Raw genomic sequence first — 16737 nt, forward strand, 5'->3', positions numbered from 1 at the left:
CTCGTGCCTAACGTCGGAGAACACCCGACACCGTCTGACGAGAAGGAGCCGTGCCATGACCCACGTGACCTCGATGCTGGAGACCTACCCCGGCGACCTGGGCTCGGTCGACACGCAGAAGCTGGCCGAGTGCATCGCCGCCTGCTTCGAGTGCGCCCAGACCTGCACCGCGTGCGCCGACGCCTGCCTGGCCGAGGACATGGTCGCCGACCTGCGCGAGTGCATCCGCACGAACCTCGACTGCGCCGACGTGTGTGCCGCCACCGGCGCCGTGCTGACCCGCCAGACCGGTGCCAACGCCGAGACCGTCCGGGCGATGCTCGAGGCGTGCCGCACCGCGTGCAAGGCCTGCGGCGACGAGTGCGCCGACCACGCCGACATGCACGAGCACTGCCGCGTCTGCGCCGACGCCTGCCGCCGCTGCGAGGCCGCCTGCGAGGCGCTGCTGTCCTCGATGGGCTGAGCGCTCGCCCAGCACACGTCGTCGTGACCTCGTGACCAAGCTCGGGATCCTGGAGCGTGCCCGGTGTCCGCACTACTGGGTGGTCGACCCCGACGACCTGTCCCTGCGCGCGTGGCACCTCGTCGACGACCGGTACGTGCTGCATACGCGCGTCGCAGGTGACCAGGAGGTGCGTCTGACCGCACCGCTGGACGTCGCCTTCCGTGTCGCCGACCTGGTGCCTGCTGACCAGGACTGACCGACCTGGGCAGACCCTTGCCTGCGGATGCATCTGGCGCAGGTCGCCCGACCGGACAAGGTTGTGCACCGGATGCACCGTCATCCGCGTTGTCCTCGGTGCACATCCTTGTCTGACTGATGGGCCCGGCCGCGCCGCGTCCCCGGTCGGGCGTATGGCGTGCACACGATGTCGTCGGTCGCGGAGACGGCGCGCACACGACGTCGTCGGTCGGGAAGGGGGCGGCGGTCAGGAAGGGGGCGGGGGTCGGGAGGACTGGCCGGTCAGCTCCAGTCGCGGAGGTCCACGAGGGGGCCGTCGCCGGAGGTGAGCGTGTCGACGAGGTCGACCTGGGTGCTGAAGCGCAACCCCTCACGCACGCGGCCGGCCACGGTCGTCGCCAGCTCCTCCCCCGACTGTCCACCAGCGTGGCCCCCGCGTCCGTGACCCTCCGTGGGCACGACCTCGCACCGCAGCTGGTCGACGTGGTCCACCCGGTCGATGACGAACCGGTAGTCGGCCACCCCCGGCACGCCCTCCATCACCGCGGTCACCTGGCGCGGGTGCAGGAACATGCCGCGCACCTTGACCGCCTGCCCGACCCGGCCGAGCACGCCGCGCAGCCGCAGCGAGCCGTCCGCCCCGAGCATCCAGCCGGACAGGTCTCCGGTGGCGAAGCGGACGAGCGGGTAGTCGGGCCGCAGCAGCGTCACCACCACCTCGCCCTCGGTGTCGTCGGTGACCGGCACGCCGGTGCCGATCTCGCAGACCTGCACGTGCACGCCCTCGGCCAGGACGAGGCCGTTGCCGGGCTCCTCGCCCGCAGGCTCCCAGGCCAGCAGCCCGGTCTCGCCGGTGCCGTAGGCCATGCGCACGTGCGGCACGCGCTCGGTGAGCACGGCGCGCAGCGAGTCTGGCAGCGGCTCGGCCGTCACCAGCGCCCGCTCCAGCCGCCACCGGTCGGCCGGCAGACCGGCCTCGTCGTAGCGCTCCACCAGCGCCTTGAGGTAGGACGGCAGGCCGGTGTATGCCGTGACCCCCAGGTCGGCGACGGCGCGCACCTGCAGGTCCTGGGCGCCGATGCCGCCGGGCAGCACCGCCGCACCGACCGAGCGGGCGCCCTGCTCGAGCATCGCGCCGGCCGGGGACAGGTGGTAGCCGAAGCAGTTGAGCACCACGTCGGACGTTCCGACGCCCAGGTCGCCGAGGGCCTGACCCCAGCGCCAGTCGGCACCCTCGAGCTGGGGCTCGTAGAGCGGCCCCGGCGACTGGAACCACCGCGCGACGTCGGCGTCGGGGGCGAGCAGCCCGCCGGTGGGCGGGTCGACCCGCTGCCGCTCGACCAGGTCGTCCTTGGACAGGACCGGCAGCAGCGCGAGCCCGTCGGCGCCACCGGCGAGCTCACCGCATACCTGCTCGGCGGTGAGGCCCGCGTCGGCGAGCCGGGCCGCGAAGCCCGGGACCCGCTGCGCCGCCTGCGCCACCACGTCGGCGAGCGCCGGCGCGAGCCCCTCCTCGCGCTGCCTCAGGGCAGCCTCGATCGACATCGATCCCATCTCCTCACCGTTCGGAAAAGTGCACGCTGCCGGCTGCTACAGCCAGCGCTTGCGCCGCTTGTAGTGCTTGACGTCGCGATAGCTCTTGCGGCTGCCCTCGTCACCGAGACCGAGGTAGAACTCCTTGACGTCGGGGTTCTCCCGCAGCTCGGCCGCGGGACCCTCGAGCACGATCCGCCCCTGCTCCATGATGTAGCCGTGGTCGGCCACCTCCAGGGCGCGGCGGGCGTTCTGCTCGATGACGAGCACGGTCAGCCCGGTCTCGGCGTTGAGCCGCTGGATGTAGCCGAAGATCTCCTGCACCAGCAGCGGCGCCAGGCCCAGGCTGGGCTCGTCGAGCATGAGCAGCTTGGGCCGGGCCATCAGCGCCCGCCCGATGGCGAGCATCTGCTGCTCGCCGCCGGAGAGGTAGCCGGCGACCCGGTTGCGCATGTCGGCCAGCTTGGGGAAGAAGGTGTAGACCTCGTCCAGGACCTCGGCCGAGGACGCGCCGGCTTTTTGCGTGTAGGCGCCGGCGACGAGGTTCTCGGCGATCGTCAGGTGCTCGAAGACGTGGCGGCCCTCCATGCACAGGCTCATCCCCTGCTTGACCCGCTCGGCGGCGTCCATGCGGGTGATGTCCTGCCCGGCGAAGGTGATCGACCCGTCGGTGACCTCGCCGTGCTCGCTCGGCAGCAGCCCGGAGACCGCCTTGAGCGTGGTCGACTTGCCCGCGCCGTTGGAGCCGAGCAGCGCCACGATCTTGCCCTCGGGCACCTGCAGCGACAGGCCGCGCAGCACCAGGATGACGTCGTCGTAGATGACCTCGACGTTGTTGAGGGTCAGCATGGCCGGGCCGGCCCCGGCGGGGACACCCCCTGCCAGGACTGTCCCCGCCGGGACCGGTTCGGTGCTCATGGCGTGGCGCCCGCCTCGACCTCGACCATCTGGCCACCCTCGGCCATGTAGACACCGGTGCCGGTGGAGCCGCGGTGGGACTCGGCGGAGAACTCCACCGTGCCGTCGCCGACGACGCCGCCGGTGTCGATCTCGCCCATGGTCTCCAGCGCCTCGCGGATCGCGGGGCCGTCGACCTCGCCGTCACCGCTGGCGATTGCCTCGCGGATGCCCTCGGCCATCACGTGCATGACGTACCAGCCTTGGACCCAGGAGGTGCCGATGGTGGCCGGGTCGATGCCCTCCTCCTCGAGGTAGGTGTTGATGACCTCGTGGCCCTCCTTCTCGGCGACCAGCGGGGCGAACGGCTGGATGAGCATGTGGCCCTCGGCCGCCTCCTCGCCCGCGGTGGTGATGAACAGCTCGTTGGCGCACCAGTTGAGGCAGACGATCTTCATGTCCAGGCCCTGGTCGGCGATGTCCTTGGCCACGAGCGCGGCGGGGCTGGCGACGTTCTGGATGACGATGTACTTCGCGCCCTGGCTCTGCGCCTGGGACAGCAGGCCGACGTAGTTCTGCTGGCCGCCGGGCATCGGGTAGGCCTGGTAGCCCAGGTCGTAGCCCTGCTCCTCGATCCAGGCCTCGCCGTCGGCGACGGGCGCCTGGCCGAAGGGGCTGTCGTTGTGGAAGACGGCGACCTCGCCGGAGCCGCCGGAGTCCTCGTTGATCCAGTTGAGCGCGACGCGCATCTGGTCGGAGTAGGTCGGCGCGACGACGAAGTTGTAGGGCGCCTCCTCCGGGTCGGTGAGGGTCTCGGCGAAGGAGCCGGACATGAACGGCAGCTCGTCGCTGGCCACCCGCGAGGACAGCGCCTCGGTGTCGCCGGTGCCCCAGCCCTGGATGGCCACGACGCCGTCGTTGACGTACTGGCGGTAGAGGTCCTCGGCCTGCGGCACCTCATACGCGTAGTCGTTGGAGTCGGCCTCGATCATCCGGCCCTCGATGCCACCCTCGGCGTTGATGTGGTCGATGTAGGCGAGCATGCCCTCGTTGTAGGGGCTGCCGACGTCGCCGGTGGCGCCGGTGAGGTCGGCGATGATGCCGATCTTGATGGGTGCTGCGTCGTCGCCGCCACCGCCGCCGTCGCTGCCGCAGGCCGACAGGCCCAGGGCGAGCGCCGAGCAGGCGGCCACGAACGCCACGCGTGAGGTGCGGGTCATGATTTCTCCTTGGTGGGTGACACGGGTATGACGTGGAGCTGGGGTCTGGGGAGGTGCGGTGGGTGGGAGGTCAGTAGCGGAACGGCCAGAAGCGGAAGTACTCCTTGATCCGTTCCCAGAGCCGGTTCAGGCCCCGGGGCTCGATGATGAGGAAGAGGATGATGACCAGGCCGAAGGTGGCGTTCTGCACCGCCGGCAGCTGGCTGCCCAGGAAGGGCACGACCGACTCCAGGGCGTTGGCCACGTTGCGGATGACCACGGGCAGCAGGGTCATGAAGATCGCGCCGTAGACCGCGCCGGCGATGCTGCCCAGGCCGCCGACGATGATCATCGCCAGGTAGAGGATCGAGACCTCCAGGGTGAACTTCTCCCAGGAGACGACCTCGCTGTAGTGGGCGGTCAGCGCGCCGGCCAGGCCGACGAAGCCGGAGGAGACCGCGAAGGCGGTCAGCTTGGCCCGGGTCAGGTTGACGCCGATCGCCTCGGCGGCGATGTCCTGGTCGCGCACGGCCATGAACGAGCGGCCCAGGCCGGTGCGGAAGATGTTGCGGGCGGCGACCACCGAGAGCACGGCGAGCACCGCGAGGATGACGTACCACTGCCGCTCGAAGACGTCGCGCCCGCCGACCTGGAAGCCGAGGAAGCCGAGGCGCTCGACGTTGATGTAGCCCAGGCCGCCGGTGAGGAAGTCGCCGTAGTCGCGGCGGATGAGGAACTCGATGATCTGCTGGCTGGCCAGCGTCGCGATCGCCAGGTAGAGGCCCTTGAGCCGCAGGCCCGGCAGGCCGAAGAAGGTGCCCACGACCGCGGTCATGACGACGGCGAGGGCGATCGCCAGCGGTGTCGGCAGCCCCATACGGTCCGAGAGGATCACCGAGGTGTAGGCGCCGACGGCCAGGAAGCCGCCCTGGCCCAGGGAGATCTGGCCGGTGTAGCCGACGAGGATGTTCAGTCCCACCGCGCCGATGATCGCGATGAGGATCGTGTTGGCGATCGACATCCAGTAGTTGTCGAGCACGAACGGGACGACGACGAGCAGGACGCCCATCAGCGCCAGGCGGACGTACTCCGCCCGGGTGGCCCGCAGCCGCAGCTCGGAGGTGTAGGAACGGTGGTGCACACCGGTCGCGGTCATCGCCATGTGCGTCTCACACCCTCTCGATGCGGGTCTCGCCGAAGAGGCCGTAGGGCTTGACCAGCAGGATCAGCACCAGCACGACGTACGGGATGACGGTGGCCAGGCCCGGGTCCCAGTAGCTGGCCGTCGCCTGCTTGAGCAGGCCGATGATGATGCCGCCGACGATCGTGCCGGGCACCGAGTCCAGGCCGCCGAGGATGACGACGGGGAAGACGAGCAGGCCGAAGGCGGCGAGGTTCTGGTCGACCGCGGAGATGTCGGCCAGCAGCACGCCGGCGATCAGCGCGCTGACGCCGGCCAGCGCCCAGGCCATCGCGAAGATGCGGCGCACCGAGATGCCCATGGTCATCGCGGCCTGCTGGTCGTCGGCGACGGCGCGCATGGCGATGCCGTGCCGGGAGCGGCGGAAGAAGATCGTGAAGGCGGTCAGCACGACCGCGGCCACGAGGATGACCAGCAGCCGGTTGAGCGGGACGGTCGCGCCGAGGATGTTGACCGAGCCGGTCGGCAGGATCTTGGGCATCGACTTGGGGCTGGTGCCGTAGAACATCTGCACCACCGCCCGCAGCAGGGAGGACAGCCCGATCGTGACCATGATGATGCTGATCGGGCTCTCGCCGATCATCGGCCGCAGGATGAGCCGCTCGACCAGCACGCCGATGATGGTGGCGACCACGACGCCGACCACGACGGCGGCCAGCAGCGGAAGCCCCATGACGACGAACGCGGTGTAGAACATGTAGGCGCCGACCAGCAGGAACTCGCCCTGGGCGAAGTTGATGACCGACGTGGCCTTGTAGATCAGCACGAAGCCCAGCGCGGCCAGCGCCAGGATCGCGCCGTCGGCCAGCCCGTAGGCCAGCACGGCAACCAGTGTGCTCATCGGCGTCCGCTCCAGACGGGTCGGCGACCCCGGCCCTGCGGGATCTCGTAGGTGGTCAGGTCGAAGATGCGCAGCGCCAGCTCGCGGACGACCGAGCTGCCGTCCTGGTAGGTGACGCGGCTGGAGATCCGGGCCTCGTCCTGAGCCTCGCGCAGCGCGGAGATGATGTCCTTGTAGCGCTCGTCGATGACGTTGCGGCGCACCTTGCGGGTGCGGGTGATCTCGTCGTCGTCGGGGTCGAGCTGCTTGTGCAGCAGCACGAAGCGCTGCACCCGGATCGGCTCGGGCAGGTCCTCGTTGGCGCGGGTGATCTCCTCGGCGAGGAGGTCATAGACCTCCTCCTTGCCCGCCAGGTCGGTGTATGTCGTGTAGCTGAGGCGCTCGTGCTCGGCCCACGACCCGACGGTGCCGGGGTCGATGGTGATCATCGCGGTCATGCCCTGGCCGGCCCGCTCGGGGCCGAAGGTCACGGCCTCCTCGACGTAGGGGCTGAACTTCAGCTTGTTCTCGATGAACGCGCTGGAGTAGCGGCTGCCGTCGGGAGCGGTGAGCACGTCCTTGGCCCGGTCGATGACGACCAGGTGGCCGTTCTCGTCGAGGTAGCCGGCGTCGCCGGTGTGCAGCCAGCCCTCGGCGTCGACGGCCTCGGAGGTGGCCTCGGGGTTCTTGTGGTAGCCGCGGAAGACCGAGGCCGAGCGCAGCAGGATCTCCCCGTCGTCGCTGATCCGCAGGTCGGTGCCCGGGATCGGGGTGCCGACGGTGTTGAAGGCGATGTCGTCGTCGCGGTGCACGACCGCGATGCCGCAGATCTCGGTCTGGCCGTAGATCTGCTTGAGGTTGACCCCGATGGCGTGGAAGAAGCGGAAGACGTCGGGGCCCAGCGGGGCGCCGCCGGTGTAGGCGCGCTTGACGCGGGTCAGCCCGAGCTGGTCGCGGACCGGGCGGGTGGAGACAAGGTCGGCGGCTCGGGCCATCAGCCCGCCGGAGGCCTTGCCCGAGACGCGCGCCTGCGCGGCGCGGTCGCCCACGTCATACCCCCACCCGAAGACCTTGCGCTTGAGCCAGCCGGCCTCGTCGATGCGGACCTGGACCTCCGAGAGCATCGACTCCCAGATGCGCGGCGGGGAGAACATGACGTCCGGGCCGATCTCGCGCAGGTCGGCGCGCTGGGTGGAGGCGTCCTCGGGGAAGGACAGCGTCAGGCCGCGCGAGAGGCCGCAGGCGACGGCGAGCATCTGCTCGCCGATCCAGGCGAAGGGCAGGAAGGAGACGTAGCGGAAGGACTTGTCGACCGGGTCGATGTCGGTGAGGTGGTCGGCCATCGCCAGCAGGTTGGCGTGCGAGAGCTCGCCGAGCTTGGGCTTGGAGGTGGTGCCCGAGGTGGTGCAGATGACCGCGATGTCCTCGGGGCTGCCGGCGGCGACCTGCTCGTCGAACCAGCCGGCGTGCTGCTCGCCCCAGGCCCGGCCCTGGCGCTCGACCTCGGTGAAGTCGACGAGCCAGGGGTCGGTGTACTCCTCCAGTCCGTGCGGGTCGTAGAAGACGACGCGCTCGATCTGCAGCCCGGCCCCGTGCTCCTCCTTGAGCCGCAGCAGCTTGTCGACCTGCTCCTGGTCCTCGGCGACGACCACGCGCGCGGCCGAGACCGAGAGGATGTGCTCGAGCTCCTCGCCGATGGAGGTGGGGTAGATGCCGACGACGGCCGAGCCGATGCTCTGCGCGGCCAGCTCGGCGATGAGCCACTCGGGGCGGTTGTCACCGAGGACCGCGACGATCTCGCCGCGGCCCACGCCGAAGGAGGCCAGGCCGTGCGCGAAGTCGCGCACGCGCTCGGCATACTCCGCCCAGGTGAGGGGCTGCCAGATGCCGTAGAGCTTCTCCTGCATCGCGACGTCGCCCGGGCGGGAGGTGGCGAGGTCCTGCAGGAGCCGGGGGAAGGTGGTCTGCTCAGACATCGGTGCGCTCCTGCATCCGGCGCTCGGCGTCCTTGACCTCGTCGTCCTCGGTGTCGCTGCCCAGGTAGGCCTCGATGACGGCCGGGTCGGCCTTGACCTCGTCCGGCGTGCCGTCGGCGATGAGCTTGCCGAAGTCGAGCACGCTGACGCGGTCGGAGATGTCCATGACGACGTTCATGTCGTGCTCGATGAGGACGACGGAGACCCCCGCGAGCTCGTGCACGTCGAGGATGTAGCGGGCCATGTCCTCCTTCTCCTCGGCGTTCATGCCGGCCATCGGCTCGTCGAGGAGGAGCAGCGCGGGCTGGATGCACAGCGCGCGGCCGAGCTCGACGCGCTTCTGGATGCCGTAGGCCAGCGCCCCGACCGGCTTGTGCCGGTAGGACTGCAGCTGCAGCAGGTCGATGACCTCCTCGACCAGGTGGCGGTGCTCGATCTCCTGCTTCCGGGCGGGGCCGAACCACAGCATCGAGGCGAGCACCGAGTGCCGCATGTGGATGTGCCGGCCGAGCATGAGGTTCTCCAGCACCGACAGGTGGGAGAAGAGCTCGATGTTCTGGAAGGAGCGGGCCACGCCGAGGCGGGCGACCTTGTAGGACGGCAGCTGGGTCAGCAGGTGCTGGCCCTCCTGGACGTCCTTGCCCCTGAAGTCCTGCCCCCCGCCGGTGTGCAGGCGGATCTGCCCCTCCTGCGGGTGGTAGATGCCGCTGATGCAGTTGAGCAGCGAGCTCTTGCCGGCGCCGTTGGGGCCGATGATCGCGTGGACGTGGCCCTGGGTGACGGTGAACGACACGTTGGTCAGGGCCTTGACCCCGCCGAAGCGCAGGGAGATGTCGTCCACCTCGAGCAGCGGCAGCCCCTCGGGGCGGCTGCTGCCGTTCAGCGAATGCTGGTAGGCCCTCGTCAGCACTGGGCTCTCCTCGCGGTCGACGGTGACGGGAAGATGTCGATGCTGACACTACGTTTTCACTATCTGAAAAACAAGTGCTTCTGAGCGGAAGTTTTACCCGCATGTTGGTATCGACTGTGTCTTGGTGGAAGATGGCTCCATGAAGCAGGCAGACGCGGCGGGGGATCCCGTGGAGGGCGCGGCGGCTCGGGGCGGGCTGGGCACGGTGCGCAACGCCGTCCAGCTGCTCGAGCTGCTCAGCGAGGGACCGGCCTACCAGCAGCTGACCGACCTGGCCGAGCGCAGCTCGTTCTCCATCCCCACGGTGCACCGGCTGCTGCGCTCGCTCGTGCTCGCCGACCTGGTCGTGCAGGACCCGCGCTCCTCGCGCTACGGGCTGGGGCCCGAGCTGACCCGCCTGTCCAACCACTACCTCGCGCGGCTGCCGCTGCTCGGCGCCCTCGCGCCCTACCTGTCGCAGCTGCGCGACCAGCTCGGCGCCACCATCCACGTCCAGACGCTCGTGCGCGGCGAGGTCGTGTATGTCGACCGCGTGGACGGGCAGGACCGCGGCCCCTACCGCGACACCCACCGCGTGCACCGCGCGCTCGACTCCGCCGGCGGCCGGCTGCTCGTCTCGCGGGGCGACGAGGAGGAGTGGCAGCGGGCGCTGGAGGCGGCCGACGCCGACGTGACGGCGGTGGCCGAGCGGGAGCGGGCGGCCTGGGCGACGGCCGACCACCTGGCGCTGGCCCCCGCCGACCCGATGCTGCCGGCCGAGGTCGCGGTGCCGGTCGTCGACGGTGACGGCGCGACGGTCGCCGCGCTGGCCGCCAACGTGGAGGACGTCGAGGACACGAAGCGGGTGGAGCTGGTCGCCGCGCACCTCGGCCGCGCCGCCCGTGCCGCCGGAAGGACCCTGGGCCATGCGTGACGGTGACGGCACGGGGACCACCGGCCTGCGGACCCCTCCTCCCACCCGGCCGTGGACCGAGGTGAGCGAGCGGCTCGGCCTGCTCACGCCATACCGGAGCCTGTGGGAGGCCGGCGAGCGCTCGGGCACGTGGATGCCCGGTGCCGAGCTCAACCTGGCGGTGTCGTGCGTGGAGCGGCACCTGGCCGAGCGCGGCGGCCAGGTCGCGCTGCACTGGGAGGGTGAGCCGGGCGACCGGCGGAGCCTGACCTACGCCCAGCTGCACGAGCAGGTCGTGGCGCTGGCCCGGTCGCTGCGCGCGATGGGCGTCGGCGTCGGCGACCGCGTCGGGCTGCACCTGGGGTGGCTGCCGGAGACGGTCGTGGCGATGCTGGCGTGCGCGCGGATCGGGGCGGTGCACACGGTGCTGCCCGCGCCGCTGCCGGCCGAGCCGCTGGCCGACCGGCTGGCGCTGCTCGACCTCAAGGTGCTCTTCACCCAGGACGGCGCGTGGCGGCACGGGACGGTGCTGCCGCTCAAGGCGCGCGCCGACGAGGCGATGGCCGCGGTCGGCGGCATCGAGCACACGGTCGTGGTGCGGCGCACGGGCATGGACGTGCAGTGGTTCGAGGGCGACCGGTGGCTGCACGACCTGCTCGCGACCTCGCGGCCGGGCGTGGCCAGCGACGGCGGCGAGGCGGTGCCGCTGCCGGTCGACCACCCGATCGCGACGGTGCCGCTGGCCAACCGCGGCGGGCAGCCGGTCTCGATCGTGCACGGCACCGGGACGATGCTGGCCGGGGCGATCGCCGTGCACGAGCACGTGTCGACGGGCGGGCCGTTCTGGTGCGCGGGCGACATCGCGTGGGCGGTGACGCAGTTCCACGGGATCTACGGACCGCTGGCGTGCGGCGACACGACGGTGATGTACGAGGGGACGCTCGACGTGCCCAACCACCAGCGGGCCTGGGACATCATCGGCCGGTACGGCGTCGAGGTGCTGCTGACCTCGCCGTCGGTGGTGCGGACCGTGCGCGGGTGGGCGCGGGAGATGCCGCAGGTGTCGGCGGTGCCCTCGTTGCGGCGGGTGGTGACCGCGGGCGAGCCGGTCGAGGACGAGCTGGCGGCCTGGATGCGCGGAGCGTTCGGGCGGGAGGGGCTCGAGGTCGGCGACGCGTGGGGCCAGCTGGAGCTCGGCGGCATCGTGCGGGTCACCGGCCTGGCCGACGCGCCGCCGCTGCCCGACTGCGGGCTGGCGATGGTCGACCACGACGGTGCGGTCGTCCCGGAGGGCGAGGCCGGAGAGGTCGTGCTGACCACGCCCTGGGCCGGGACGATGGTCGGCGTCGAGGGTGACGTCGCCGAGGTGGCGGTGGCGCACTGGACGCGGCACCCCGGTGTCTACTCGACCGGCGACCTGGCGCGGCGCGACCCCTCGGGGCACGTCGACTTCCTGGGGCGCACCGACGACGTCGTCTCGATCTCGGGGCAGCTGGTGTCCCTGCGTGAGGTCCGCGAGGTGCTGACCGACCACCCCTACGTCCGGCAGGCCGAGGTCACCTGGCGCAAGGACCCCGAGCTGGGGCGCTCGCTCGTGGCCGCGGTCACGCTGTCGGAGGAGGCAGGCCCGTCGCCGGACCTCGACGCGGTGGCCGTGGAGCTCATGGACGCGGTGCGTGAGCTGCTCGGCGGCCTGGCTCGGCCGCGCGCGCTGCTGGTCCTCGACCGGTTCGGCGACGAGCTGGGCCGCCGCGAGCGCGCCTCGGCGATCGCCACGCTGGCGACGCCCGACCGGGCCGGGGCGCCGCGCTCGGTGGCCTGGGAGCAGGTTCTCGCCGCAGCCGGCCACCCGTTGCCCTGACCCCCGACCGTCCCGTCCCGTCCCCATCCCCACCGACGACGCCGTCTGCACGCCCGTCGCCCCACCGACGACGTCGTGCGCACGCCTCTCGCCCCACCGACGACGTCGCGTGCTCGCCCGTGTCGACGAGATGCCATCGCCTGCGTGCCGCCGACCCGCCCACCGGCGTCGACCTCCGGGGTTCACGTGAACCCGTGAGGTCGGCGGACCCGGGCATGTTGCGACCTGCGCGCTCCTCGGCACCTGCGCTGCACCCCCGATAGCCCACACCCGGGCCGCATATAAGTCTTGACTTATACGCGAGGCGTCGTCAGGATGAGGGCATGGAGGCCTTCGACGTGCTCGGCGACCCGGTCCGCCGGCGGCTGCTCGAGCACCTGGCGTCCGCCGGCGAGCTGTCGGCCGGCGGCCTCGTCGCGCTGGCCCGCGAGGAGTTCGGGATCAGCCAGCCGGCCGTCTCCCAGCACCTCAGGGTGCTGCGCGAGGCCGGTTTCGTCACCGTCCGCGCCGACGGCCCGCGCCGGGTCTACGCGCTGCGCGGCGAGCCGCTCGCCGAGGCCGAGCGCTGGCTGGCCGACCTGCGCGGCTTCTGGTCACAGCGGCTGGACTCCCTCGAGACCGAGCTCGCGCGCGGCCGGCGGGCGCGACGCCATACCCGATCGACCGACCCCGACCACGCGGCGCCCGCCGCGGACGAACCCAGGAGGATGGCATGAAGGACCTGATGCAGGAGCTGACGATGGTGCAGCGGAGCGTCGCCGACGGGCACGTGCCGGCGGGGCCGGCGCGGGTGGTCACGCTCTCGCGCAGGTATGACGCGCCCGTCGCGGAGGTCTGGGACGCGCTGACCGACCCCGAGCGGCTGTCGCGGTGGTTCCTGCCGGTGAGCGGTGACCTGCGGCTCGGCGGGCGCTACCAGTTCGAGGGCAACGCCGGCGGGGTGGTGCACGAGTGCGAGGAGCCCGAGCGGTTGGTCGTGACGTGGGAGATGGGCGAGGCGGGGCCGGCCGACACGTCCGTGGTCGAGGTGCGGCTCGTCGAGAGCGACGGCGGCACGCGGCTGGACCTGGAGCACCGTGCGCAGATGCCGCCGGAGATGTGGGACCAGTTCGGGCCCGGCGCGGTGGGCGTCGGCTGGGACGGCGGGTTGCTCGGGCTGGCGCTGCACCTGGCCGGCGAGACTCCGACCGCGACGCCGGACGAGATCGCGGCTGACCCGGCGGTGATGGAGTTCAACATCGCGGCGGCCAGGCAGTGGGGCCTGGCGCACCAGGCAGCGGGAGCCGACGCGGCGACGGCCGACGCCAACGTGGAGGCGACGACGGCGTTCTACGTGCCGGCGCAGGGCTGACGGCGGGTCGGCGGCCGGCCTCGGGCGGGTCGCCGGGCCCGAGGCACGCACGTGAGTGGGCTGTGCACGCCATACCTGCGAGGAGCGTGCACGGCCCACTCACCTGAGCGGCTCGTGCACGCGCGCACCTCAGCAGAAGCGCGGCAGGTGGTGCGCCAGCTGCTTGCGCCACCACGGCCAGTCGTGGGCGCTGTCGTGGCCCCACAGGTCGAGCTCGTGCGGGATGCCCTTCTGCGCCAGCAGGTCGGCCAGCTGGTGGGCGCCGGGCAACGACTTCGTCGGGTGCACCTCGAAGGCGCCCTGGCCGACGACGAGCAGGATGTTGGCGTGGGCGCGGACCCACTGCAGGTGGTCGCCGCCCATCCCCGGCACGTAGGCGCAGGGGTTGGCGAAGTAGGTCGCCTCCCCCATCTCGCCCCAGCCGTGCCAGGACGTCGGGTCGTAGTTGCCGGACAGCCCGATCGCCACGGGGAAGAGGTCGGGCCGCTTGAGGCCCATGTTCACCGCGTGGAAGGCGCCCATGCTGCAGCCGGTCGTCACGACCCCGCCGTGCCCCGGGGAGTCCTCGGCGATCCGCGGCACGACCGTGTCGGTGATCCAGCGCTCGTAGACGCCGTGCCGCCGTGCCCGCTCCTCGGTCGGCAGGCTGTTGTCCGACCAGGTCAGGTGGTCCATCGAGTCCACGGCATAGACCTTGACGCGGCCACCCTCGACGAGGTGGGCGATCGCGTCGATCATCCCGTTGTTCTCGAAGTCCCACGCGCGCCCGGCCTCGGAGGGGAAGACCAGCACCGGCCGGCCCCAGTGCCCGTAGCGGATGACCGACCCCCGCCCCACGCCCTCGGTGTCGAGCTCGACCTGCACGCGCTCCATGGCACTCCTCCGTCAGGGGTGGTCCGCGCCGGCACGCGGAACGGTGCGCCCAGCCTGCCACATACCCACGACCCCCGACCGGAGAAATCCACCCACAGGATGACGCGGGGTCGGTGTGAGGCACACAACACTGTCTCCTGTGCAGGTCAGAAGCCGAGGCCTGGTATTGGCAGACCGTGACAACGCGACGAGTAGGGCGTCGCACAGACACGGTCGACAAGCCAGGGGACAGGCCATGACGATGGTGGCGTACGGGGTGTTGCCACACCGCCGGCTCGACCGCACGATGTGCTCGTCCCTGTCGCAGCAGGGGGCGGCAGGGACGAGCACATCAACAGCTTCTTCCCTACGGCACGGCCGATCCCCTGCCGGTGAGGCCCGGTGTCTGCTAAAGATTGGTCACCCGTTGACGCCATAGGGAAGGAGCACGACGGCCATGTCCCTCTGGATCACGTCCGGCGCCGCCCCGCTCCCGACCGGTCGACGCATCGGCTTCGTCCTCGTCACCCTCGCGGCCTTCCTCCTCGACCTCCTCACGGTCATCCCTGGACCCGAGGGCCGCGACGGCTCCGAGTTCCTCCTCTGGGGGTCCCTCGAGACCTCCATCCCGGTCTTCGTGCCGATCCTCGCGCTCGTGTATGCCGCGCTGCTCCTGCGGCGGCGCTCGCCCCTGCTCGCGTTGGTCGGGATCAGCGCGCTCTCCCTGGCCTTCACCCAGATGGCCGTCCCTGCCCTGCCGATGTCCGGGGTGCTGGTCGCCCTCTACACGGCGGCGGCCCTGCTGCGCCCCCGCGGACCGGCCGTTGCCGCGCTCCTGCTCACCGTCGCGGTGGCCGTGACCGGCCTCATCCTCTACACCGGCTTCGGGGACAACGACATCTGGCTCGGCTTCCTCCTGCTGACCGGCATCGCCTACTCCATCTGGGTCTTCGGGCGCCGCGACCTGCACGCCTCCCTGGCCGTCGCCGACCTGCCCGACCAGCTCGCCGAGCACGGTGCCCACGCGGCCGCGCAGGAGCGGCAGCGCATCGCCCGCGAGTTGCACGACATCGTCGCCCACTCGGTCAGCGCGATGATGATGCAGGCGGCCGGCGCCAAGGCCGTGACCACCGGGCTGCGCCAGGACGCCACCGACCCCCGGCTGGAGACCGTCGAGCGGGCCCTGGCGACCATCGAGAACACCGGCTCGGAGAGCATGCGCGAGCTGCACCGCCTGCTCAGCGTCCTGCGCGGCGACGGCCAGGACGTCGACGCCGCGGAGGCCGAGCCCGGCTCGCAGCCGGGCCTGGCCGAGATCGCCCCGCTCGTGGAGGTCACCCGCCAGAGCGGCCTGGTCGTCGAGGTCCACACGGCCGGGACGCCCGTGCGCCTCGACCCCTCGGTCGGCCTGGCGGCATACCGTGTCGTGCAGGAGTCCCTCACCAACGCGATGAAGCACGGGGGCCGTGGCGCGATCGTCGACATCTTCCAGAACTGGCAGCCCGACAGCCTGCAGCTGCAGGTCCGCTGCCGCGGCGGGCACGAGGGCGAGCACCCGCACGGACCCGGCGGCCGCGGGCTGGCCGGCCTGCACGAACGGGTCGAGCTCATCGGCGGCTCGTTCGAGTCGGGCGATCTGGGCGCGGAGTATGTCGTCACCGCCGTCCTGCCGCTGACCCCCACGGTCCGGCCGGCCCTCGCCCCTGCACCCGCGCCCCCACCCGCTGGCGGCACGGGTGCCGGCGGCCCCGCCGACCTGCACACCGGCCACGGGGCACGCCTGGCCGGTCCGCGCGAGGGCCGTGGGCGCCCCGGCGAGGGGACCTCGACGACCACCGGACCGGTGGCCCGCGTCCGCCTCGCCCGTGACGGCATCGACAGCAGGCTCCTGCCGTGATCCGCGTGGTGGTGGCCGACGACCAGCAGGAGGTGCGCGACGGCCTGGCGATGATGCTCTCCGCCGAGGCCGACATCGACCTGGTCGGGCTGGCGGCCGACGGCACCGAGGCGGTCGACCTGGCCCGGGCCGACCGGCCCGACGTCATCGTCATGGACATCCGCATGCCCGGCATCGACGGCATCGAGGCGACCCGGCGCATCACCGAGGAGCACCACGACGACCCCGACGCGGTGACCGCCGTGCTGGTCATCACCACCTTCGACGCCGACGAGAACCTCTACGGCGCGCTGCAGGCGGGGGCCTCGGGCTTCATGCTCAAGCAGGCGGCGCCGGCGGGACTGGCCGAGGCGGTGCGCGCGGTCGCCGACGGCGGCGCCTGGATCGACCCCACGGTGACGCCCAAGGTCATCGACCGGCTACGCGACTCCACCCCCGTCGACGCCGCCGGACGGCCCACCCTGGAGAACCTGTCCAAACGCGAGATCGAGGTGCTGCGGCTCATGGCCGACGCCCCGACCAACACCGACCTCGCCTCGATGCTCTACGTGTCGGAGTCGACGATCAAGACCCACATCTCCCGGCTGCTCATGAAGACGGGGTCCCATGACCGCGCCCAGCTCGTGGCGCTGGCCTACCGTTCAGGGCTCGTGCGGCCCTGACAGC

15 protein-coding genes and 1 pseudogene are annotated in these 16737 nt (G+C 71.7%); 8 read left to right on the plus strand and 8 right to left on the minus strand.

Going from position 1 to position 16737, the window contains the following annotated elements:
• Nucleotides 1–55 precede the first annotated feature (55 nt).
• Together K330_RS23745 and K330_RS23750 are read left to right on the plus strand one after the other, a co-directional pair.
• Complete coding sequence (locus tag K330_RS23745) at nucleotides 56–463, plus strand: four-helix bundle copper-binding protein (protein WP_022922567.1); 408 nt, start codon at nucleotides 56–58, stop codon at nucleotides 461–463.
• Nucleotides 464–476: 13 nt separating this feature from the next.
• Nucleotides 477–701 (plus strand): annotated as a pseudogene (locus K330_RS23750) (Uma2 family endonuclease); the annotation flags it as partial.
• A 263-nt stretch (nucleotides 702–964) separates the two neighbouring features.
• Here K330_RS23750 and K330_RS0114660 read toward each other — a convergent pair.
• The 7 genes from K330_RS0114660 to K330_RS21580 form a co-directional block, all read right to left on the minus strand.
• Nucleotides 965–2236 (minus strand): phenylacetate--CoA ligase family protein, encoded by a 1272-nt coding sequence (locus tag K330_RS0114660; protein WP_156875831.1) that lies wholly within the window; start codon nucleotides 2234–2236, stop codon nucleotides 965–967.
• Nucleotides 2237–2272: 36 nt separating this feature from the next.
• Nucleotides 2273–3133, minus strand: coding sequence for an ABC transporter ATP-binding protein (locus tag K330_RS0114665; protein ID WP_022922570.1), 861 nt, complete (start codon nucleotides 3131–3133; stop codon nucleotides 2273–2275).
• Nucleotides 3130–4332, minus strand: coding sequence for an ABC transporter substrate-binding protein (locus K330_RS0114670; RefSeq protein WP_022922571.1), 1203 nt, complete (start codon nucleotides 4330–4332; stop codon nucleotides 3130–3132). The genes K330_RS0114665 and K330_RS0114670 overlap by 4 nt, the downstream gene beginning before the upstream one ends.
• Before the next feature lie 70 nt (nucleotides 4333–4402).
• A complete protein-coding gene (locus K330_RS0114675; protein WP_022922572.1) occupies nucleotides 4403–5473 on the minus strand; it encodes a branched-chain amino acid ABC transporter permease in 1071 nt (356 codons plus the stop codon).
• Between the two features lie 7 nt (nucleotides 5474–5480).
• Nucleotides 5481–6353, minus strand: a complete 873-nt coding sequence (locus K330_RS0114680) for a branched-chain amino acid ABC transporter permease (protein ID WP_029202712.1) — start codon at nucleotides 6351–6353, stop codon at nucleotides 5481–5483.
• On the minus strand, nucleotides 6350–8308 hold the full coding sequence (locus K330_RS21575; RefSeq protein ID WP_022922574.1) for an AMP-binding protein: 1959 nt from the start codon (nucleotides 8306–8308) through the stop codon (nucleotides 6350–6352). Before K330_RS21575 ends, K330_RS0114680 begins: the two co-directional genes overlap by 4 nt.
• Complete coding sequence (locus tag K330_RS21580; protein ID WP_022922575.1) at nucleotides 8301–9218, minus strand: ABC transporter ATP-binding protein; 918 nt, start codon at nucleotides 9216–9218, stop codon at nucleotides 8301–8303. The genes K330_RS21575 and K330_RS21580 overlap by 8 nt, the downstream gene beginning before the upstream one ends.
• 139 nt (nucleotides 9219–9357) lie before the next feature.
• Between K330_RS21580 and K330_RS22905 the strand changes: the two genes are divergently transcribed.
• From K330_RS22905 to K330_RS0114710, 4 genes are all read left to right on the plus strand, one after another.
• Nucleotides 9358–10131, plus strand: a complete 774-nt coding sequence (locus K330_RS22905; RefSeq protein WP_084617591.1) for an IclR family transcriptional regulator — start codon at nucleotides 9358–9360, stop codon at nucleotides 10129–10131.
• Entirely contained in the window at nucleotides 10124–11971 is a 1848-nt protein-coding gene (locus K330_RS0114700; protein WP_022922577.1) for an acetate--CoA ligase, read from the plus strand. The genes K330_RS22905 and K330_RS0114700 overlap by 8 nt, the downstream gene beginning before the upstream one ends.
• 323 nt (nucleotides 11972–12294) lie before the next feature.
• Nucleotides 12295–12687, plus strand: coding sequence for an ArsR/SmtB family transcription factor (locus K330_RS0114705; protein ID WP_022922578.1), 393 nt, complete (start codon nucleotides 12295–12297; stop codon nucleotides 12685–12687).
• Nucleotides 12684–13322 (plus strand): SRPBCC family protein, encoded by a 639-nt coding sequence (locus tag K330_RS0114710; RefSeq protein ID WP_022922579.1) that lies wholly within the window; start codon nucleotides 12684–12686, stop codon nucleotides 13320–13322. Before K330_RS0114705 ends, K330_RS0114710 begins: the two co-directional genes overlap by 4 nt.
• Nucleotides 13323–13451: 129 nt before the next feature.
• Here K330_RS0114710 and K330_RS0114715 read toward each other — a convergent pair whose 3' ends face one another.
• Entirely contained in the window at nucleotides 13452–14195 is a 744-nt protein-coding gene (locus K330_RS0114715; protein WP_022922580.1) for an esterase family protein, read from the minus strand.
• Nucleotides 14196–14631: 436 nt separating this feature from the next.
• Here K330_RS0114715 and K330_RS22910 point away from each other — a divergent pair, with 436 nt between their 5' ends.
• Together K330_RS22910 and K330_RS0114725 are read left to right on the plus strand one after the other, a co-directional pair.
• Complete coding sequence (locus K330_RS22910; RefSeq protein ID WP_051145631.1) at nucleotides 14632–16071, plus strand: sensor histidine kinase; 1440 nt, start codon at nucleotides 14632–14634, stop codon at nucleotides 16069–16071.
• On the plus strand, nucleotides 16068–16733 hold the full coding sequence (locus K330_RS0114725) for a response regulator transcription factor (protein ID WP_029202713.1): 666 nt from the start codon (nucleotides 16068–16070) through the stop codon (nucleotides 16731–16733). The genes K330_RS22910 and K330_RS0114725 overlap by 4 nt, the downstream gene beginning before the upstream one ends.
• Nucleotides 16734–16737: the final 4 nt, after the last annotated feature.

Source organism: Ornithinimicrobium pekingense DSM 21552, from assembly GCF_000421185.1.
GTDB lineage: Bacteria > Actinomycetota > Actinomycetes > Actinomycetales > Dermatophilaceae > Ornithinicoccus > Ornithinicoccus pekingensis.